Annotated in this window: 19 protein-coding genes; 14 read left to right on the forward strand and 5 right to left on the reverse strand. The window is 42.4% G+C overall.

Going from position 1 to position 19,632, the window contains the following annotated elements; genetic code table 11:
• Positions 1-546: 546 nt before the first annotated feature.
• From WC647_05625 to WC647_05635, 3 genes are read left to right on the forward strand one after another with little or no spacing between them, the layout of a single operon-like run.
• Positions 547-1,617, forward strand: a complete 1,071-nt coding sequence (locus WC647_05625) for a hypothetical protein (protein MFA6221775.1) — start codon at positions 547-549, stop codon at positions 1,615-1,617.
• A 44-nt stretch (positions 1,618-1,661) separates the two neighbouring features.
• A complete protein-coding gene (locus WC647_05630) occupies positions 1,662-2,270 on the forward strand; it encodes a dCMP deaminase family protein (protein MFA6221776.1) in 609 nt (202 codons plus the stop codon).
• Between the two features lie 45 nt (positions 2,271-2,315).
• Positions 2,316-2,924 carry a hypothetical protein gene (locus tag WC647_05635; GenBank protein ID MFA6221777.1) on the forward strand — a complete coding sequence of 203 codons (609 nt, stop codon included), beginning with the start codon at positions 2,316-2,318 and terminating at the stop codon, positions 2,922-2,924.
• 44 nt (positions 2,925-2,968) lie between these two features.
• Here the strand turns inward: WC647_05635 and fusA are convergent, their stop codons facing one another.
• Positions 2,969-4,999, reverse strand: a complete 2,031-nt coding sequence (gene fusA / locus WC647_05640) for an elongation factor G (GenBank protein ID MFA6221778.1) — start codon at positions 4,997-4,999, stop codon at positions 2,969-2,971.
• 139 nt (positions 5,000-5,138) lie between these two features.
• Here fusA and WC647_05645 point away from each other — a divergent pair, with 139 nt between their 5' ends.
• Together WC647_05645 and pgeF are read left to right on the forward strand one after the other, a co-directional pair.
• Positions 5,139-5,612: an NYN domain-containing protein gene (locus tag WC647_05645; GenBank protein ID MFA6221779.1), complete on the forward strand. Its 474-nt coding sequence runs from the start codon at positions 5,139-5,141 to the stop codon at positions 5,610-5,612.
• A 17-nt stretch (positions 5,613-5,629) separates the two neighbouring features.
• A complete protein-coding gene (gene pgeF / locus WC647_05650) occupies positions 5,630-6,466 on the forward strand; it encodes a peptidoglycan editing factor PgeF (protein ID MFA6221780.1) in 837 nt (278 codons plus the stop codon).
• Here pgeF and WC647_05655 read toward each other — a convergent pair.
• Together WC647_05655 and WC647_05660 are read right to left on the reverse strand one after the other, a co-directional pair.
• Positions 6,452-7,837 carry a CoA-binding protein gene (locus WC647_05655; protein ID MFA6221781.1) on the reverse strand — a complete coding sequence of 462 codons (1,386 nt, stop codon included), beginning with the start codon at positions 7,835-7,837 and terminating at the stop codon, positions 6,452-6,454. The genes pgeF and WC647_05655 overlap by 15 nt on opposite strands.
• A 38-nt stretch (positions 7,838-7,875) precedes the next feature.
• Complete coding sequence (locus WC647_05660; GenBank protein ID MFA6221782.1) at positions 7,876-9,045, reverse strand: ATP-binding protein; 1,170 nt, start codon at positions 9,043-9,045, stop codon at positions 7,876-7,878.
• Positions 9,046-9,361: 316 nt separating this feature from the next.
• Here WC647_05660 and WC647_05665 point away from each other — a divergent pair, with 316 nt between their 5' ends.
• From WC647_05665 to WC647_05675, 3 genes are all read left to right on the forward strand, one after another.
• Positions 9,362-9,622 (forward strand): ogr/Delta-like zinc finger family protein, encoded by a 261-nt coding sequence (locus WC647_05665; GenBank protein MFA6221783.1) that lies wholly within the window; start codon positions 9,362-9,364, stop codon positions 9,620-9,622.
• Between the two features lie 269 nt (positions 9,623-9,891).
• Complete coding sequence (locus WC647_05670) at positions 9,892-10,383, forward strand: methyltransferase domain-containing protein (protein MFA6221784.1); 492 nt, start codon at positions 9,892-9,894, stop codon at positions 10,381-10,383.
• A gap of 53 nt (positions 10,384-10,436) precedes the next feature.
• A complete protein-coding gene (locus tag WC647_05675; protein ID MFA6221785.1) occupies positions 10,437-11,003 on the forward strand; it encodes an isochorismatase family cysteine hydrolase in 567 nt (188 codons plus the stop codon).
• A 42-nt stretch (positions 11,004-11,045) separates the two neighbouring features.
• Here the strand turns inward: WC647_05675 and hrcA are convergent, their stop codons facing one another.
• Complete coding sequence (gene hrcA / locus WC647_05680) at positions 11,046-12,095, reverse strand: heat-inducible transcriptional repressor HrcA (protein ID MFA6221786.1); 1,050 nt, start codon at positions 12,093-12,095, stop codon at positions 11,046-11,048.
• A 39-nt stretch (positions 12,096-12,134) separates the two neighbouring features.
• On the reverse strand, positions 12,135-12,947 hold the full coding sequence (locus WC647_05685) for an inositol monophosphatase family protein (GenBank protein MFA6221787.1): 813 nt from the start codon (positions 12,945-12,947) through the stop codon (positions 12,135-12,137).
• A gap of 275 nt (positions 12,948-13,222) precedes the next feature.
• On the opposite strand from WC647_05685, the gene WC647_05690 reads away from it, so the two are divergent.
• The 6 genes from WC647_05690 (at position 13,223) to WC647_05715 (ending at position 19,599) form a co-directional block, all read left to right on the forward strand.
• The gene (locus WC647_05690; GenBank protein ID MFA6221788.1) at positions 13,223-15,085 is read left to right on the forward strand and encodes a GNAT family N-acetyltransferase; all 1,863 of its coding nucleotides are present in this window, start codon (positions 13,223-13,225) and stop codon (positions 15,083-15,085) included.
• Between the two features lie 84 nt (positions 15,086-15,169).
• On the forward strand, positions 15,170-15,730 hold the full coding sequence (locus tag WC647_05695) for an HDIG domain-containing metalloprotein (protein ID MFA6221789.1): 561 nt from the start codon (positions 15,170-15,172) through the stop codon (positions 15,728-15,730).
• A 32-nt stretch (positions 15,731-15,762) separates the two neighbouring features.
• Positions 15,763-16,458 (forward strand): 7-cyano-7-deazaguanine synthase QueC, encoded by a 696-nt coding sequence (gene queC, locus WC647_05700; GenBank protein MFA6221790.1) that lies wholly within the window; start codon positions 15,763-15,765, stop codon positions 16,456-16,458.
• An 80-nt stretch (positions 16,459-16,538) separates the two neighbouring features.
• Positions 16,539-17,498, forward strand: coding sequence for a cysteine synthase A (gene cysK / locus WC647_05705; protein MFA6221791.1), 960 nt, complete (start codon positions 16,539-16,541; stop codon positions 17,496-17,498).
• Positions 17,499-17,541: 43 nt separating this feature from the next.
• Positions 17,542-17,964 carry an HIT family protein gene (locus tag WC647_05710; GenBank protein ID MFA6221792.1) on the forward strand — a complete coding sequence of 141 codons (423 nt, stop codon included), beginning with the start codon at positions 17,542-17,544 and terminating at the stop codon, positions 17,962-17,964.
• A 15-nt stretch (positions 17,965-17,979) separates the two neighbouring features.
• On the forward strand, positions 17,980-19,599 hold the full coding sequence (locus tag WC647_05715; GenBank protein ID MFA6221793.1) for a CDP-alcohol phosphatidyltransferase family protein: 1,620 nt from the start codon (positions 17,980-17,982) through the stop codon (positions 19,597-19,599).
• The last annotated feature ends 33 nt before the right edge of the window (positions 19,600-19,632 follow it).

Here is a 19,632-nt window from a genome sequence, read left to right on the forward strand (position 1 = left end):
ATTAATAAATTAACAATATTTCTTAATATTAATTTTACAGATATTACAATAAATCTCTAAAATTAAGGGATTAATTAACTATTAAAGTAAAACATGATCAGACTAAACTTTAAGCATGCTCTTCTAAAATATCGTATCTGTGAGTTCGAACTAGAGAAAAGCATCTCTAAATTTGTCTAACTACTGATCCTTCTTTCCTGGATGGCCCTGGTTTGACAGAAACCAATTCCAATATTGGACATAAGAACCAGCTCATAATCGAAGACGATTAAATGTTAAGTTGGAAAAACTAATGAAAACTAATTGGTAGGGTAATAACTTCTCAACATACCCTTTCCAACACTGCAACTAACTAATTTCACGTATTATATGAATACATTTTATTGTCAAGAAAAAAATGATGCTTTTAAATGAATATGTTAGGCATAAAAACTTATATATTTTCGATATATGGAGAGTAGCTTATCATAGCAACATATTGATATTATGTAATTAAGATGTTGACAGTAGAGAAATGAATAAAATCCATGGTATCCTAGTTTCATAATGAAGAATCTGCTTTGTTACAAAGCTGGTCCCGGTATTTTGCCAATTATAAGGGACGAAGGACTAAAACCTGAACGCGTACGCGTATTCACAGGACCGGCAGGTGGCCCTAAATGGTTTGTTTCAGTGGGTTTTGATCGTACTGTCATTGAATCAAAATTCCTGGAAAAATCTTCTTTCAAACGCGTGCTTTTGGCGGGCTCTTCCGCAGGAGCGTGGAGATGTCTGGCCATGGCCTGCACGGATCCGTTAAGCGCGTACGAAAAATTGAGGTACAGTTATTCGAGAAATGTTTTCACGGCTCAAGACAACCCATTGAGCGTGGCTATGAAAATCAGGGCAAATGTGGAAAGTTTTATAGATGATCGGGATATCCCATACATATTGAATCACCCTAAATTTGATCTGGCGATTCACACAGTGCGGTCAAAAAATATTGCCGCTTCCGAAAATGTTCGAATTGAGGGCATGGCGCTAATCGTTTCAGCGGGATTAAATTTGTTCAGTTCCGATTTGATGAAGCCTTTCTATGAAAAAGCAATTTTTTACACCGGACCTCGAAAGCCTGATTTTATTTCTGCAGGTTTCAAAGGAACAGCCATCCACATGGATGAGGAAAATCTTAAAGACGTAGCTTTGGCAACGGGTTCTCTGCCATATTTTATTCGAGGGGTTTCCCGAATTTCCGGCGCTCCTAGAGGCGTATACCGGGATGGAGGATTAATAAATTATCAACTAAACGAGGATTACTATCCTGCGGACGGGCTGACCCTGTTTTTTCATTATCAGGAGAAAATAACGCCTGGGTGGTTTGACAAGAAACTTTCCTGGAAAAAACCATCTGTTAAGACCTTGGACAGAGTGCTCCAAATCTACCCAAGCAAGGAGTTTTTGAAGATGCTGCCTGGGGAGAAAATTCCTGACAGGGAAGATTTCTTTATATTCGCCAAAAACCCTGATGAAAGAATCAAGAGATGGGATAATGTATGCAAAGCAAGTGAAACACTAGGTCAGATTTTTATCGAAGACAACGAGTCAGGCCGAATTCGTGATCTTGTGCAACCTCTATAGTTATTGAACAAATCCATTGGGAGCTATTTAAAAAGGTGTCCAGAATGAATAGACCGACGTGGCATGAATACTTCATGATGCTAGCGAAATTGGTAAGCGCGCGTTCTACTTGCAATTCGAGAAAAATAGGAGCGGTAATTGTCAGGAATAATAGGATCTTGGCCACTGGTTATAATGGAGCGGTACACGGCGCTCCACACTGTTCCGACAAAGGGCCGGATTTTTGTTTACGACGAGCTATAGGAGCCCATGACGCGGAAAAATACAATTATTGTCTTTCAAGTCATGCTGAAGTCAATGCGGTCAACCAAGCGGCCAGGTTCGGCACATCACTGGAGAACGCCACTCTTTATTGCACATTAGAGCCATGTAACTGGTGTTTCAAACAACTGATCCAGGCAGGTATCAGTGAAATATATTATGAATCAGCTTATGATTCCAAGAACAAAGATTTTGACCGTTTCTGGCGTCAAATCATGGAAACAAATAAAGAAATAAAGGTATTTAAACAAATATACATCTCAAATGAAGCCAAGGAGCTTATGATAAGAACTTTACTCGATGATTCTACCCGTAAGTTGATAGCTACGGATCCAAAACAGAGTTCGGAGTTAAAAGAAGAACCGCTGACTTTATTTCTTAAAGACTTCTAAAAACATACTCATTTTTTAACACAACGATTTTCTGGATGAGAGAACATGAAAATAACAAAAGCGCAACAATTTACAGTTGATGAATTAATTTTGAAGCTCAGAAAAGTCACTATGCTAAACGCGCCTCAGACAACAATTTATAGCGACACCTATATATCGCTGGAAAAAATTAGGCCTGAGTTTATGGCTCCACCGCAAAATTATATCCTCAGAGAAGAACTGAAAAAAGTAAGAGAATTAAAATGGGCGTTGGAAGAATACGGGATAAACATATTTGAACTCAATGGTTTTGTAAGACTCACAATTGATGACAGTGAAGATCCAGTGGATTTATTACCTCCCATTGTTGAAGAATCCATTGAATTGGATGGTTCGGTTCATTTACTGATAAATGACGGCATGCACAGGATTTATATGGCCTTGAGAGAATGGAAAATTCCAGAGGTCGTCCTGATTCGAGGAATTCCAAAACATTTACCATATTACGCATATCCGGTTCCCGGGGGCTGGAGCAGTGTAGAAGAACGTGAAGATCTCCCGCATGGATATCTTAAAAAATGGCACAGGATATCTGAATACCATTCATTATATCGTAACTTTAACTCATCATTTATAAATGTAGGTGGACCGCGCGAATTTTTTAAGAAATCCTGATAGAACAAAAAATTAAAAAAATCTGGGATAAACTCAATTGAAAGTTATTGTTTGACATCATAGCGTGAATACTGCATCGAGAAAATACCACGACCTTGAGTTATAGATCGCAAGGAAGTCGAATAGCCGAACATGTTTGCTAAAGGAGAAATCGCCTTCATTACTGATATCTTTCCCCTCGGGGTAATTTCTTCCAACCGTCCGTGGCGACTGTTCAAATCAGCGATGACCTCTCCTACAAACTCTTCCGGAACCACGACTTCCACACTCATAAAAGGTTCCAAAATTATTGGTCCCGCCTTTTCACAAGCTTCTCTACACGCTTGAGACGCTGCGACTTTAACCCCAAGAGGAGACATATTCGACGGATCAGTTCCAATATCCTCAAGCTTTACAATCAAATCCACAACTTCATTTCCGGCGATCGCGCCGGCAAGAGTAGCTTCCCGAGCGCCGTTCTCAATGTGCTGAATTAATTCCGGGACGAGTTGGCGAATTTTCTCGGAAGCCTCAAATACAAAACCTGATCCTCGGTCTCCACTTGCGACTGACAAGGTAACATCACCAAAATGTCTAACATCATGAATTTCCCGGTCAAAGACTACCCTTGCCTCGGCTCGGCTTGAAACAGATTCCTTGTAAACTACTTGAGGTTTTCCTGTTTGGACTTCAACGTTGTATTCTCTGCGAAGTCGATCGACTATTATTTCCAGATGTAATTCGCCCATGCCTGAAATGAGCAATTGCCCAGTTTCGACATTTTCCGCATACACAAAAGATGGATCTTCCTGCGATATCTTGTCCAGACAGAAAATCAATTTTTCCTGATCTGATCTGGTTTGAGGCTCTATTGCTATCGATATCACCGGTAAATAAGTCTCTACGGATTCCAGGATCAAAGGAGCTAATGGGCTTGTAAGAGTGTCGCCTGTTTTGGTTTCTTTAAGTCCAACTACAAGGGCTATACTGCCTACGGTGGCGGATTTTATTTTTTCCCTTTTGTTCGCATGCGTCAGAAACAACCTTGCGACTCTTTCCTTAACACCCCTGGTAGCATTCAGGATTTCGCTATCAGCGGCCAATTCTCCGGAATAAACTCTCACAAACACCGTTTTTCGGCCTTGATCCATTATTACCTTGAAGGCCAGAGCGCAAAGGGGATCGCGTAATTTTGGATGACGAACTTCCTCCAGGCCGGTCTGCGGATTGACACCACTTATGGGGGGAACATCCAAAGGCGAAGGAAGAAAATCGATTATAGCGTCAATTACAGGTTGAACACCCTGATTTTTTAGAGCTGAACCGCACAGAATGGGCACAATCTTGTTAGCGATTGTCCCCTTTCGAAGTCCAGAAAGAACCTGTTTTTCGTCCAGCGAATCGTTTTCAAGATAATATTCAAGAAGGTCCTCATCCTGTTCAGCCGCTGCTTCCAGCATCAACCGCCTAGCGGATTCAGCCGAGTCCAAAAACTCCGGCGGAATATCAATAATTTTGAATGTTTCCCCTTTTGATTCACTGTCCCAGATGATTGCTCTAAAACCGAGAAGATCTATTACACCTTTAAAATTTTCACCGTCCATCATCGGAATCTGTACGGGAATAGGGTTCGCCCCCAACCTTTCTTTCATCATGGAGATCGCTCGGTTAAAATCAGCCCCGATTCGGTCCAATTTATTTACAAACGCGATACGAGGAACGTTGTATTTTTCAGCCTGATGCCATACAGTTTCGGTTTGCGGCTCAACTCCACCCACAGCGCATATTACTGTTACAACTCCGTCCAAAACCCTTAAGCTTCGTTCCACTTCAATTGTGAAATCAACGTGACCAGGAGTGTCTATCAGATGAATCTCGTAATTATTCCAGTTAAATACAGTTGCAGCAGAAGTTATAGTGATCCCTCTTTCCTGTTCCTGTGGCATATAGTCCATAGTAGCGGAGCCATCGTCGACCTCTCCGATTTTATGAATTTTCTTGGTGTAGAATAGAATTCGTTCAGTCAAAGTGGTTTTCCCAGCGTCAATATGCGCCATAATCCCAATGTTTCGAATTCTGGAAAGATTTTGAGTCACGATATGCTTGAAACCCCTCGTTGAGTCTATGATCGGAATGTTAGAAGAAACAAATTAGTTTTCTCATCTTGTGTTATTGTTGTCAATCAAGGTGTCAATCAGATTAATCGATTGACGGAGGACAAAAAAGGCGGCTTTTGTGATTATCATAATCGACGGCAACAATCTTATCGGACAAAAAATTAAATCTTCATCTTGGGCCACTCTCAGAAAGAATTTAGTGCTCAAAATGGTCAAATATGTGGCCAAGACACGAAAGAAGGTCAAAATAGTATTTGATGGTGTTGAAGACAACCTCTGCCCTGATGGCGCCGCTTTTAAGGGTGTTAAAATATTTTACGCCAAGGCCGGACATTCCGCAGATGATAGAATAAAAGATATGGTTAGAACCGCGTCATACTCTAGGGATATCACGGTAGTCTCGTCAGACAGAGAGTTAAGATCTTGTGTTTCGTCTTTTGGGGCTAAAGTCATTTCTAGAGAAGCGTTTAGATCTGAATTGTCACAAATTGATTCTATCGCAGAAAATGAAACGAAAGACCCCAATCCAAAAATAGAAGATGTGTCTGAATGGCTGGAATTTTTTGGAATAAATAACCGAGATAAAATTTAAAAAGAATCTTTGAAGAAATGAAAAGGAGCCAGGACATCGAGAAATCAAGCGCCATTAGAATAACCAATCAGGCCTGTCTCTTGGACCAAGTGGAATCTTTTGGAGCTATTATGGCCTTTTCACTGCGTTTACAAAAAACTCCAACTTATCCTGTTGAATCGCTCAAAAATTTAAATTCCGACAACTCGGGAAAATGTGATGCGGAAAATAATCTCGAATCTCTCTGTGAGAGCCTAAAAGTAGAACGCTCAAAGATAATTGAATGTGATCAAGTGCACGGTGAAGAGATACTTATCCTGGATCATATTCCTCAAACCTCATTAAAAGCGGATGCGATAATATCAGTCAATTCCGGGCTATATCCTTCGGTAAAAACAGCGGACTGCGTTCCTATTCTTATCATTGACCCGGTAACAAGAATTTCTGCGGCGATTCACGCCGGTTGGAAAGGAACGGTTTTGCGGATAACGAAAAAAGTCGTTGTTACGTTAAAAAATTTTTTCGGGATAAAAAACAAAAACCTTATTGCCTCTATTGGCCCTGCGATTGGCTCATGTTGCTATCAAGTGGATGAAATTGTTCTGGATCCATTGATGTCAAGTATTCCGTGGGCGTCGGAATTTACATTTCCTTCTACGCAACAGACTAAACCTGATTCGAGAAAAAAACACCTTGATTTACCAGGAGTAAATTACCGGGAACTCACAACTTTAGGGATTCCTCAAGAAAACATCTATTTTCTCAAAATGTGTTCCTTTTGTAATAAGGAAAGGCTGCATTCTTACAGGCGAGACGGTTCCAATGCCGGCAGAAATATAGCCATCACAGGCTTCAGAACGTTAGTCCGTAAGTGACGTCCCACTTCTGGTTAGCAGGCTCTTTAAACCCCAAGCGGCTTCTTCGGGAGAGGAATATGTTGGTATGCCTGAATCATGCAAAAAGGATCTGTCAGGCTCCATCGCTCCTATGGAGCCTATGAAACACGCCACGACAGGCTTTGAAAAACGATTTTTCACTTCTATCAACGCTTTTGTCGGATACGGCCAATTCTTGTGTTCACAAAAAATCGCCAGCAGGCAATCAACATCTTCATCCTTTAGAATTACTTCAGCAATATCGTGAAAAGGTTTTGTCAAAAAAGCTCCCGCAGCCCCGTCCACGGGATTCTTGTAAACTACCGGTACCGAGGGGCCCAGGATTGTGGCGATATCCAGAAGAGTTCTTTCGCTCAAATCAGCGAGTCTGCACGAAGGATCACGCTGGAGCACGTCCCACGCCACAATACTCGGTCCAGCGGTATGAGTAAAAATTCCTATGGATTTTCCTTTAGGAACATCTCCTATGGACAATGCCTTGCACATGCAAACAAGCTCATTCACAGATTGAGCTATTTCAACCCCGGACTGTTTAATTGCGCCACGCCAGACCCGAGCCGAACCTGCCGCTGCGCCGGTATGTGTTATCGTGACTTTATCGGCGAATTCTCCCTGGCCGCCCTTATAAATTACAACAGGCTTTTTAGCTGAAACTCTTTTCAAAGCCTCGATCATTGCCCGTGGCGCGCCTGAACCCTCCGAAAAAATTCCGATTACTTTTGTGTGGTCGTCCATATTGAGATAATCGAGCCAATCATGAAATTCCATGTTGGCTCTATTCCCAACCCCAATCCATTTCGAAAATCCCACGCCTTGATCGTGCGCCTGTGCTTTAATCGATAATCCAATTCCACCACTTTGGCTCAAAAAAGAAATATTACCTGGACAGAGAACTCGAGGATAAAAAGTAACATTTAATTTGGAATGGGTATTGATAAAGCCCAGAGTGTTCGGACCTATTATTGGCATGTGACCCGCCGCCTGAATTAGGTCCTCTTGTAATCTCCGGCCTTCGTCCCCCATTTCAGCGTATCCCCCTGCCAACACCACTGCTCCAGAGACCCCAAGATCGTTCAGTCTTTTAACCATTTTTATGGAAGCGCCTTGATTTAACGCCACGACAGCCAAATCAGGAGTTTCAGGCAAATCCGATATATCCTTAAACACTGGATAGTCGAATGCTCGCTCATGCCTTGTATGAATGGGGTATACCGCTCCCTCATACTTCCCTGTTACAAGACTGTCCATGACAGCGTGGCCTACTTTGGTAGGGTCAACTCCAGCCCCCACCACGGCGACGGAACGAGGATAAAACATGCGATCCAATCTTGAAAAAAGCTCTCTATCCATAACAATGTCTTCCCTGGACTTTAGAATTCGTGAAAACTTCAATCTTGGTTAGTCAAGTTTGAAAAACTTACGCTAAAAATGGAGAAACCGGAACCAAAACATTCTTCAGGATTTTGAACGTAGGGACACTGATCTATGCTTCCAGGACAATGATCAGTTGTTTCAGGGATGAATCGGCACCGTTGACTTTGAAACTCGATTCTCAATTTGTGAATCTCACAAAGATTCTTAAGCTGAAAAAGTTCCAATCCCTTGCCGCCGGCGTTGAAATCAAAAGGCTTTTTTGTAGAATATTCGTCCGTGGCTTGAGTGTGGTGAAATCCCTCAAAAATAAATTCGAAATCTCCAATTGGAATTCCTACTCCGTAGTCATGAACGAGAATTTGAAAATCACGAGAAGAGGATTGATCTAAAGTAACAACCACCAACCCCTGATCGGGGGTATTCTCAATAGCGTTTTTTATCAAGGTTTCCAAAATGGTCTGTAATAATTCCAGATCAAAATATATAAAGCCCGAATAGTTGAAATTCTTTTCTAATTTGACGTTACGATGTCTCGCATTATGGAGTATATCCCCTATGACATTGTTGATGCTCTCTGGAACAAGCAGCTTTTCACTTTTCAGAACTTTTGGAAAGAAAACCTGCCCCACAGAATCCTGGATGGACAGAAGTCGATCCAGATTTCTTTCCCCACGATCAATCATCAATTTAGCTTTATGATCTGCACCGCAGATTGGCGTAAGACCTTGAAAACAAGCTTTAATGATGGACAAAGGGGTCTTGAGTTCGTGAGCCAGGTGATCAGCGGCTTTTCTTTTCGCCATTTCCAGGCCCTTAATAGCCGTAATATCACGAAATACCACCACATAACTTTCTGTGCCCGGTATACACTCAGTAATATCCAGGGCGGCGCTGGAGACAGACACTTGTATCGTGGCCCCGTCAAAACGGACCAAACGGATTTCTCTAAAAGTGGTGATCGATCCATAACTTACAAGATCCTGAAATATATCTAAAAATGGTCTGTTTATTGGAGACGGCGGCACAGTTGTGTCAAAAGAAAAAGTCAGTACAGATTCGCTAGTTACTCCCAAGATTCTGAGAGCCGCGGGATTTACTCCTGAAATTAAGCCATTACACTCTATTGTAATGACTCCCTCCTGGAGGCTTCTAATTATTATTTGTTCCAAAGTCTCATCGGTCATCAAATGATCCTTTGCTCAATTGGCATCGTAAAAGCGCTACATGGAACAAATTCGCTAAAATTCTGACGGCGCCAACCCAACTAAGTTTGAGACTGACCACCGAAAATCATCACATAAAACTGACCAAAAAGGGGCTTGCGAGATTTTGAACAAATACTTACCTTAATTGCAAGAGTTAATTGATGTCGACTTAATCGCTGGGAATGAACAAGATGATAAGACTGGCGAGAGCCGAAAACGTTCTGATGTTTGAAGATGATAAAGCTTGTTCACAGCGTCGACCCTAGTGTCGGCGCGATACGCAGGAGGAGAAAATATGTCCAAGGAGTGTTTAAAGTGCCCCCACTGCGGATCTGATATGGATCCGATAACCACGCCTGAAGCGTCTAGTTGGGGCGGCGAGGTTCACCACGTTTGTTTTAATGATGAATGCTCATATTTTGTCAAGAGTTGGGATGTGCTGGATGGTCAAGGCGTCGAAAGAACGGGTTACCGGTGTCGTATAGACTCAAGGGGAGCCTGTGGGCCGCTTGCCGTTTGGTCAGCGGACGCGTTGAAGGATCTAGCGTGCAAGTAGTTGATTTGGGGTAGTCTCTAAAAAAACAAATTGACGACTTCTAGTAGATAGGGCGCTTTTTTGGCGCCCTATCTAACTTTTGGTGAAAAATGGAGCCTGAAACTTTAAAATTTTTTGATGAATCGGATTTTCTCCGAGATAACGAAGATATCGACACACAATTTTATTCGAAACCCAGGCTTGTTAGTCATCTTGATTCTCTTGCGCTCAGCACGGTTGAGGAAATCTATGCGCGGTTAATACCTAAGGAGTCAAATATTTTGGATTTGATGGCCGGGCCTGATTCACATTTGAGAGACGAACTTGTTCCAAAAAGCGTTACAGGACTGGGCCTGAATGAACAAGAGCTTGAGGCTAACGTTAGATTGAATCACAGGATAATCCACGATCTAAATGTTGACCCGAGACTTCCTTTTGAAAATGATATTTTTGATGCGGTTATAAATACTGTCTCAATAGATTATCTAACCAGACCAATAGATGTTTTGTCAGAGGTTGGCAGAGTTCTCAAACCTGGGGGAATCCACATATTGGTGTTCTCAAACAGGATGTTTCCGCCGAAAGCAGTGAATATTTGGAAATTCACTCTCGAAAAGGACAGAATGGATTTGGTAAAAAAATTTATTACTCTTTCGGGAAAACTTCAGATCGTGGGCTATTCTGAAAGTAAAGGGAAACCAAGACCGGCGGATGACAAATATTTTAAATATGGTATTCCTAGTGATCCAGTATATGCTATCTGGGCTTCAGTGAAAAAGTAGTCTAAAAGTTTTCTGTTAAAAAAAATTCTCTATCCGGCTATCAGGAATAAAAAATGAGTCATGCGCTCGTAATCGTAGATATGATAAAAGATAATGTTAATCTCTCGAGGGGATCCGCTCTCGACAATGAAGCAGGCAAAATAATCCCCAACATTAATCAGTTAATTGAAACATTTCGATCTACAGCCAAGCCCATAATATTCGCGTGCGACAGTTTCATGGCGGGTGATTTTATTTTCGGCGGGAAAATGAGGCCCCATGCCATAAGAGGCTCTGGCGGGGATTTGCCAATAGAGGAGCTTAATGCTGAACCCTCTGATACAATTTTACTAAAGAGGCGAATGAGCGCGTTTCATAAAACGGATCTTGACCAAACTCTACGGACCTGGAAAATAGAAACAGTAGCAGTTTGTGGGATAATGACAAATGTCTGTGTTTTGTTGACTGCTCTGGACGCTATACAAAATGATTTCAATACAGTGATAGTGAGCGACGCTTCGGCATGCTACAAACCCGAATTACACGAAATGACTCTAAAGATTTATGAAAATTCAGCGCTGAATCCTCTTTTTAGAATAATGTCCGCCAACGAAATGATTTCAGAGATAAAGAGAGGTTAACAACCGACATCTCACAAACTGCATGCATTAGACAGGCGCCCTCTAAGAATCCTTTTCAATCATTCGTTTTAAGAGTCGTGTTAAAACCATTGCGGTGGCCCCCACTAAAGGCACAATCTTTCCATAATTCATTCTCTTGGGCCCGATGATTCCAATGCTTCCCAATATTGCCCCTTCAGCCTTGATTGGATAGGCTATTACGGAGCATGACTCCATTTCGTTGATGCCGTGTTCAGCTCCAATAAAAATTTGAATTCCTCTGGCAGCTAACGTTTTGTCTAATAATTTAAGAAGCTTGATCTTATGATCAAATGTAATTAAAATTGCTTTTATTTTTTCAATCTGAGAAAATTCAAGGTCTTCGACAATGTTAACTGAACCTTCGATAAATATTTCCCTGGAAGAGTTGTCATCCGACAATATTATATGTCCCAATCTCAGAGCTTTAGCCAACATAGCGTCAAATTTGGCTTTTTCATGACTCAATTCCTGTTCAATTCTCTCCCTCGCTTGTTTCAAGTCCAGATCTTTCAGAATATCATTTAACATTCTACTCCAAGACTCAAGAGTAACTTGTGAAATATCTTCATCGTCATAAATCATCTTGTTTTGGACGAGCCCCGTAGTAGAAACCAGAACAACGAGTATCCTGTCTTTAGCGACTTTTATAAAATCTATGGTTTTGAAGGTCTGTTCAGTAGCTGGGGAACCGCTCACCACTCCTGTCTGTTTTGAAAGGTCAGCCAGCACCCACGAAGACTGCTTGAAGACATCCCTGATGTCCATACCTGCGGCGGCAATCCACGACTCTATTGTTGTTACTTCATTTTCATTGAGTCCGACTGGTTCCAGAAATCTGTCTACATAATAACGGTATCCCAAGTCAGTCGGTACACGGCCTGCACTGACATGGGGCTGGGAAATAAATCCGGAATCCGTTAAATCACTCATAATATTCCTGATCGAAGCGGCTGACAGGCCTATGTCAAGTTTCTTGGATAGAGTCCTTGAGCCAACAGGTTCACCGGTAGTGATGTATTCGGAAACAATAGTCGCAAGGATGTGTTCTGATCTTTTACCGATCGTATTCATCTATGCTCCGTCTCTTGATTTGCCCCTAATTCAGGGCCATCATGTTTTGTGAAAGTACTGAGCGAAATAATCGAAACATCCCTTGGGAGCTGCAATAAGAGGTTCTTCAATTCTCTGCCCATCCAAATAGGATCCTACATGGAAAGGCGCTCCGTTCAGGTACCTTATCTCGCCTCCCGCCGCTTCCAATATAATGCTTCCGGCGGCTAGATCCCGAACGGTCAAATTTTTCATTATACATGCGTCGGCGGCCCCTCTAGCAATATATGCCAGGTGCCCGGCCGAAGACCCAAGATTTCGTATTTTACCCGGGAAGTTGCTGCTAAAATCACGATGGAACCGTGAGTACACAAGAACCAGGCTCTCATTATCAACGGTCGGATCTTGTCGCACTTTAATCGGCCTGTCATTCAAGAAAGCTTCTTTACCGGCATAAGCTGAATATAGCTCTCCGGTTACGGGCAAATAAAGGAACCCCAACACAGGCCAAAACTTCTCAAAAAGAGCTGCGCTTACGCCCCAGACCGGAAAACCCGCTTGGAATGAAGCCGCGCCATCAAGTGTGTCTACAATCCAGATGAACCGGGGAACGGAAGATCCCTTCAACTGATCTTCACTAAGTTCCCTCAAGAAACCATGTCCCTCAAAGCTTCCGCCAATTTTAGTCTCAATTATGTCCCAAACGCGGTTTTCAGCGTCTGTCACAAGTTCGTCATCAAATTTAAGCTTTCTGTTACCGCGACCATATAGTTCAAGTAGAACAGTCCCACTTTTGCGTATAGTATTTTCGACAAATTCCTTTAAAGTCCACAATTCGCGATCCGTCAAAGACTGGATTTCTTCAACAGACATACAATCCTCCTGTCTCGAAACAACCTAACTAATTCAACAAGTTAAGATTTGTTTAGCCTACATCATGGGTTTCGATTCTAAAACCCCAGTATTATGTAAGGTTATGAGGCTACATATGTCAAGGGCGACTATGCCTTGACCTCTAAACTGGGGCACAAATTCTTCACAAAAGAGAAAATTCCAGAGAAAACTCAAATGCGCAAAGTTCAATGGGTAGCTGTTGGCAACATATGATATAGTCAGAAAAGAAATATACGATAACTTGGAGACCTATCATGAGGGATTGGCAACACAGATACGCAGGCAAATTGGTGAGCGTGGAACAAGCCGCCTCTCAGGTAAAAAATGGTGATCGTGTTTATCTGGGGAGTATGTGTTCAGAGCCGAAAGCCGTAATTGAAGCCCTCGGAAATAGCAGAGTTGAGGATGTTGAAATAATTCAGTTTATAAGAGGGGATTATGCCACTGATCTGGCCGCCAAGATTCCAGGGAGATTTGTAATAAAATCTTTTTTTGTGGGAGGCCGGACAGGGGAACAGGAAAGACCGTCAGAAGCAGATTATGTGCCGCTCTTTCATTCGCAAATACCAAACTTTTTCAAAAACAGGCGAATCGCCATCGATGTTGCTATTATCCAGGTAGCTCCCCCAGACAGATTTGGAAGATTTAGTTTAGGGGTATCGGTTGATTCTACAAAATCAGCGGTTGAATCGGCCCGTATTGTAATCGCCCAAGTAAATACGAGAATGCCCCGAACATGCGGGGACACCTCTATTATGATAGATGAAATTGATTTTCTGGTACAGGGTGACGAGGAGTTATTTGAATTGCCTAAAGAGGAGCTAGGCGAACGAGAGCGAACAATAAGCCATTACTGTGGAGAACTCATTGATGATGGAAGCATACTTCAATTTGGTTTTGCCGGAATATCCCAAGGATTAATGGACCATTTGAAAGACCGACGAAATTTGGGTCTTCACACAGAAATTTTTACAGATCCCCTGGTTGATCTAATAGAGGCCGGAGCAATTGATAACAGCACAAAAAAAATGTACCGCGGTAAATCTCTAGCTACGTGTTGTATGGGAACAAGACATTTGTACGATTTTGTTGATGAAAACTCTGCAGTTGAATTTTATACAAGTGACATTGTTCTCAATCCCATGTTCATTGCGGCGAATGATAAAGTGGTAGCCGTAAATTTGGCCTTGCAGGTCGATCTTAGAGGTCAAATCAGACAGGGAAATCCCACATGGACCGCCTTCGAAGGATCTGGTGGTGACCACGACTTCATGTTGGGGGCGAGCATGTCCAAAGGAGGACGTTCGATAGTTTGTCTTAGATCTACCTCAATAAAAAGTAGTCGGTCGACAATTGTACCTTCTTTTGGCCCAAAATCCGCTGTTATTATGAATCGAGGAGAGGTTAATTACATTGTCACAGAATACGGCATAGCATATCTCGGTGGTAGAACAATCCGAGAAAGGGCTATGGCGTTGATTGAAGTGGCCCACCCCAACCATCGGGAAGAGCTTATGAAAGCCGCCAGAAAACTGGGCTACATTTATCCGGATCAAATTTATTATAAGAGCGCTTCTCCGGAATTGCGACAGAGGATCAGAACGGATCACATATTTAAAGATGGTCTGAAATGTCACATTCGAGCGGTTAGACCGACTGATGAAACTATGCTGCGAGACTTATTTTACAACCTTTCGGAAAGTTCGGTTTATTTTAGATACTTTAGCCCTAAGCGAAGCATGCCTCACAAGAATGTTCAGGCGTATATAAATCTAAATCAAGACGAGGGAGTTTCTATTGTAGCTACTGTCGGTCCACGTGAAAATAGAAAAATGATAGCCGAAGCCAGATATATGGTTGAACCAGGCGAGGGTTTCGCCGACAGCGCTTTCATGGTAGACGAAAATTATCAAGGAAGAGGAATAGCTTCCTATTTACTCAATTATTTGATCGAAATAGCCAAGGAGAGAGGAATCAAAGGGTTCAAGGCTGATGTGTTATTTTCAAATCAACCAATGCTAAAAGTATATGAAAAAGTTCCATATAAGATACACAAACATTTCGCGGATGGTATTGTCAGTTTAACCTTCACCTTTGATGAATATAAAGATGCGTAACGAGTTTAAGCTCATCGAGAAACTTGAAATTAGTCGAGGTTCAACTGTCTATAATTAAAACCGTGAGGAGGATTATAGCGGGACATGGATTCGTTGATCGCTATTCCCGGGGAAGCGGAATGCCTCGCTCTTTTGAGAAAGTACTCCACGCCGGATCACATTGTACGTCACTGTAAAATGGTATGGAAGGTCGGCCGATTCATTGGACATAGTTTGATCCAGGAAGAATATTCAGTCGACATGTCTCTGTTAAGGGCTTCCTGCCTTCTTCATGACATTGGAAAGTACCCCTGTATTATTTCGGGCTCCAAAAACCATGATGTTGTAGGCGGACAAATTCTGGAAGAAGAAGGTCTGCCTGAAGTGGCCCGTATAATCGAACAGCATGTGGTCATAAAAGGAGAAAAAAATCGGCCGGTAGCAGAGGAACATATAGTTTTTTACTCGGACAAGCGTGTAATTCACGATGAAATAGTGAGTCTGGAAAACAGATTTGTTTATCTGAAAGACACATACGGCAAAACCCCTGAGGCCAGGAAACGTTTATTAATTATGAAAGAGGAAACAGTTGAGATTGAATTGGCCATTTTTAAGATCCTGGAATTTGGACCGGAAGAAGTCTCAAAATTAGCGCCGACAATTTGATTAAACGGAAAATATACGGAACGGAAGGACTTATGGTCCAAAAATCCGCAGTAGTTTTATTATCAGGAGGAATTGACTCAACAACCACAATGGCTATCGCCAAAGCGGATGGTTTTGACATATACGCGTTGAGTTTTGACTATGGTCAAAGGCACAAAATTGAGTTGGAAGCCGCTAAAAAAGTAGCGGAACATTTTAAAGCGCTGCGACACCTGATAATTGAAATACCTTTGAGAAAAATCGGTGGTTCCGCCTTGACCAGCGACGTGGAAGTTCCCAAAGGCATGGCGTTCGAGAAAATAGGCTCATCGATACCGGTCACATATGTACCGGCAAGAAATACCATATTCCTAGCTTTTGCCATAGGATTAGCGGAAGTGACCTGTTCGGAAGAAATATATATTGGGGTAAATGCTTTAGACTATTCGGGGTATCCGGATTGTCGCCCAGAGTTCATAAACGCTTTCGAGAAAATGGCCAACCTGGCTACTCAGAAGACTGTTGAAGGGAAAATGAGAATGAAAATTCGCACCCCTTTGATTAAGATGTCCAAAGCATTGATAATTAAAACGGGCACGGAATTGGGGATCGATTATAGTTTGACCCATTCGTGTTATGACCCTTCTGATACTGGTGAAGCATGTGGGGCTTGCGAAAGTTGTCTTTTACGTAAACGGGGTTTCGAGGACGCTGAAGTCCTGGATCCTACCCGATATGCGATTTCGTAGAGACGCAGGAGATTGATCCAGGTGTGATTGATACCTAAACAATTAACAGGCAGGAGAACAAAAACAGGGAGCAGGGAGAAATGGTAAAATTTTTCCAGGACAACACGGAAGCCGTAGGATCTACTCCATTAGTTAAACTGAACAAAATCGAAGGAGTTCAGGAAGCCACAATACTGGTTAAGGTCGAGGGTAGAAATCCTGCCTATTCAGTCAAAGACCGAATAGGGGTTTACATGATACGGGACGCTGAAGAAAAAGGACTTCTACGACCAGGTATGGAAGTGGTTGAACCGACCAGCGGTAACACTGGGATTGGCCTGGCTTACGTATGCGCGATAAAAGGTTACCCTTTGACATTGGCGATGCCTGATAGCATGAGTGTTGAAAGACGAAAAGTCCTCAGAATGTTCGGGGCGCGTCTGGTTTTGACGGAAGGGGAAAAGGGCATGAAAGGCGCTCTCCAAAAAGCTGAGGAGATCGTTCAAAGTAACCCTCGAAAGTTTTTTATGCCTCAACAATTTGAGAATCCCGCAAACCCGAAGGCCCATGAGGAAACCACAGGTCCTGAAATATGGGAACAAACGGATGGAAGAATAGATGTTTTTGTCAGTGGTGTTGGTACGGGAGGGACTATTACTGGTGTGTCTCGCTTTATTAAGCACAAGAAAAATAAGGCGATTGTTTCTGTAGCTGTCGAACCTGAAGAAAGCCCCGTAATCACTCAGGCGATGTCAGGAAAAGAACTTACGCCTGGTCCACACCGGATTCAGGGAATTGGCGCCGGGTTCATTCCCGAGGTATTGGATCTGTCGATTGTAGACGATGTTGAGCAAGTTTCCAGTGATGAAGCAATCCATTACGCTCGATTATTGGCCAGTGAAGAGGGGCTTCTGAGTGGCATATCTTCCGGAGCCGCTGTGTACGCTGCGATTAAGTTGGCCCGGAAAAAAGAGTTTCAAGGGAAAACCATCGTTGCTATTTTGCCCAGCGCTGGAGAACGTTATTTAAGTTCTGTACTGTTTGAACATTTAAACGATTAACCCAATTAATCAAAACGCGGCATTTGAAAAGGAGGTCAATTCTATGGCCTATAAAGCTGATTGCATTTTTTGCAGGATTATAAAAGGAGAAATTCCGTGCGTAAAAATCTATGAGGATCAAAAAGCCTTGGTCTTCATGGACATAGCTCCTTTAAATAAAGGTCACGTTTTGATTGTTCCCAAAGAACATTACGAAACAATTCTTGAAATGGAGCCTGAAATTTATGGGTGGTTGGGAAGTGTCGTGACGAAAGTGGCCAAAGCGGTTCAAAATACCCTAAAACCTGATGGAATAAATGTCATGCAGCTCAACGGTAAAGCAGCCAATCAGGTCGTGCCCCATGTGCACATACACGTGGTGCCTAGAAATTACGGGGATGGCTTGACCATCAGCGCATGGGAACCGGTCCCGGGTATTATGGATGAGATAAAATCTATATCCGAAGCAATAAAAATAAATTTGTGATGGGTCCAAACTGGTATGCCTAATTGGCAAGAAAATAATGAAGTAAGTTTTAAAACTCCGCCTCAATCAGACTTTTTCAACTATTTCGGCAAAGAGCGCGGGATTCAGATATGGCTTGCGGAAAAGAGAACCAGCCTTACCTCAGCCATATTCCCTCCTCTTAAGAAAATTGGTCTCGCTCCGGACACAATCTCCTATGTCGGCATTGCTCTTCTCGCAGGAGTTATTCTGTATTTTTTACGAAAACCCTGGTTGGCCTCAATATTTTTGCTTGGTCATGTAATTTTTGATGGTCTTGATGGAGCTTACGCTAGAAATCTTGATAAGGCTTCTCAATCAGGGGCTTTTACTGATCTGGTATGTGATCAGTTCGGCATGGTTGTGGTATCCATGCTCGCAATATTTCATCATCTGGTAGAGCCGTTGATAGGCGCAGCTTACATAAGTCTGTACCTCATTGTGGTGGTTTTCGGAGTCATAATAAATGTCATGGGTATTGGCTCCAGAATCACTATTACCAGTAAATATTTCCTTTACATGACCTATGGGCTTTGGGCGTTTTCATCCGTCAATTATTTTTCTTTTCTGATGAGTTTTTTTTCCTGCGTGATGCTCATAGAAGTACTGATCGGATATGTTCGGCTAAAGGCCGGAATACGTAAGAAGTTCGATTCACCAGAGCGATTCAGTTCAGGGGATGTGTACACAGGCTCGCTGAATTATTTTCTGAACATAGGGATTCCTTTCACTGTTCTGACTGCTATTCTGGTTTATGGCAATTGGGTCCCAATTAGAGCCATATTGGATAGACCTAATATGTCGCTGAATTGGGAAGAAGGGAAAACAATTTTTGGACCGGAAGAAAATTCCAAGATTCTATCTTTCGGCGCTTGGAACGATCAATGGTTAGCGCTATTTGAAAACGGAGACGGGTCCAAGGAAATTCGAATAATCCAGACGGATGGATCATTTGACGGCAAGAGTTTCGAAATTCCGGCCTATGTGCAACCGGCATGCGAAGAATTGGCGCTTGATGGAGAAACATTATTAATAGCCGACACCACGACCCGTTTGGTCATGGGCATCGATCTAAAGGCTTCCCTGGTTTCGCGCAAGGCCATCATATCGCTAACAATCCCATTTGGTTATCTGCGAATGACGGCTATGGCCACTACAATCTGGAACAACAAAACGGTGTGGCTAGTAGCAAATTATCTTTATACAAGAAAAACCTATGTAATCGATCCTGCTAAAGCAATCGAAAAAGGCTCTATTTTAGGAGGAGTCATTGGCTCTTACACCAACGCCGGTTTTCCATCAGGTCTGGTCGTGCTCAATGGAGAAGTCATAGAACTCAACAAATCGCCGGTGAATGCGATCATATATAACGCTTCTCTCAGTCGGATGCTCCAGGGATCAAATCTACTTCAAGCTTCAAGAAAAAAGATCGCGCCTCCAGATAAAAAATGCTTGGGTTTGACGATTTCAGGTTCAAATCTTATGCTGGTATCCGATCGAGGTAAAACATTCCATGTTCCGTTAAAAGCGATCTTGGGAACTTACTCGTCACAATTAGGCGCCCATGAGCTGTTTCTTTCCAAATCCGAAGTTGTAAAGAATACCTTTTCACACTAAACTTCGTCTCGATCATAATTTGCTCTTAAATTA

The sequence above is a fragment of the Desulfomonilaceae bacterium genome, from assembly GCA_041662605.1.
Lineage (GTDB): Bacteria > Desulfobacterota > Desulfomonilia > Desulfomonilales > Desulfomonilaceae > CAJBEZ01.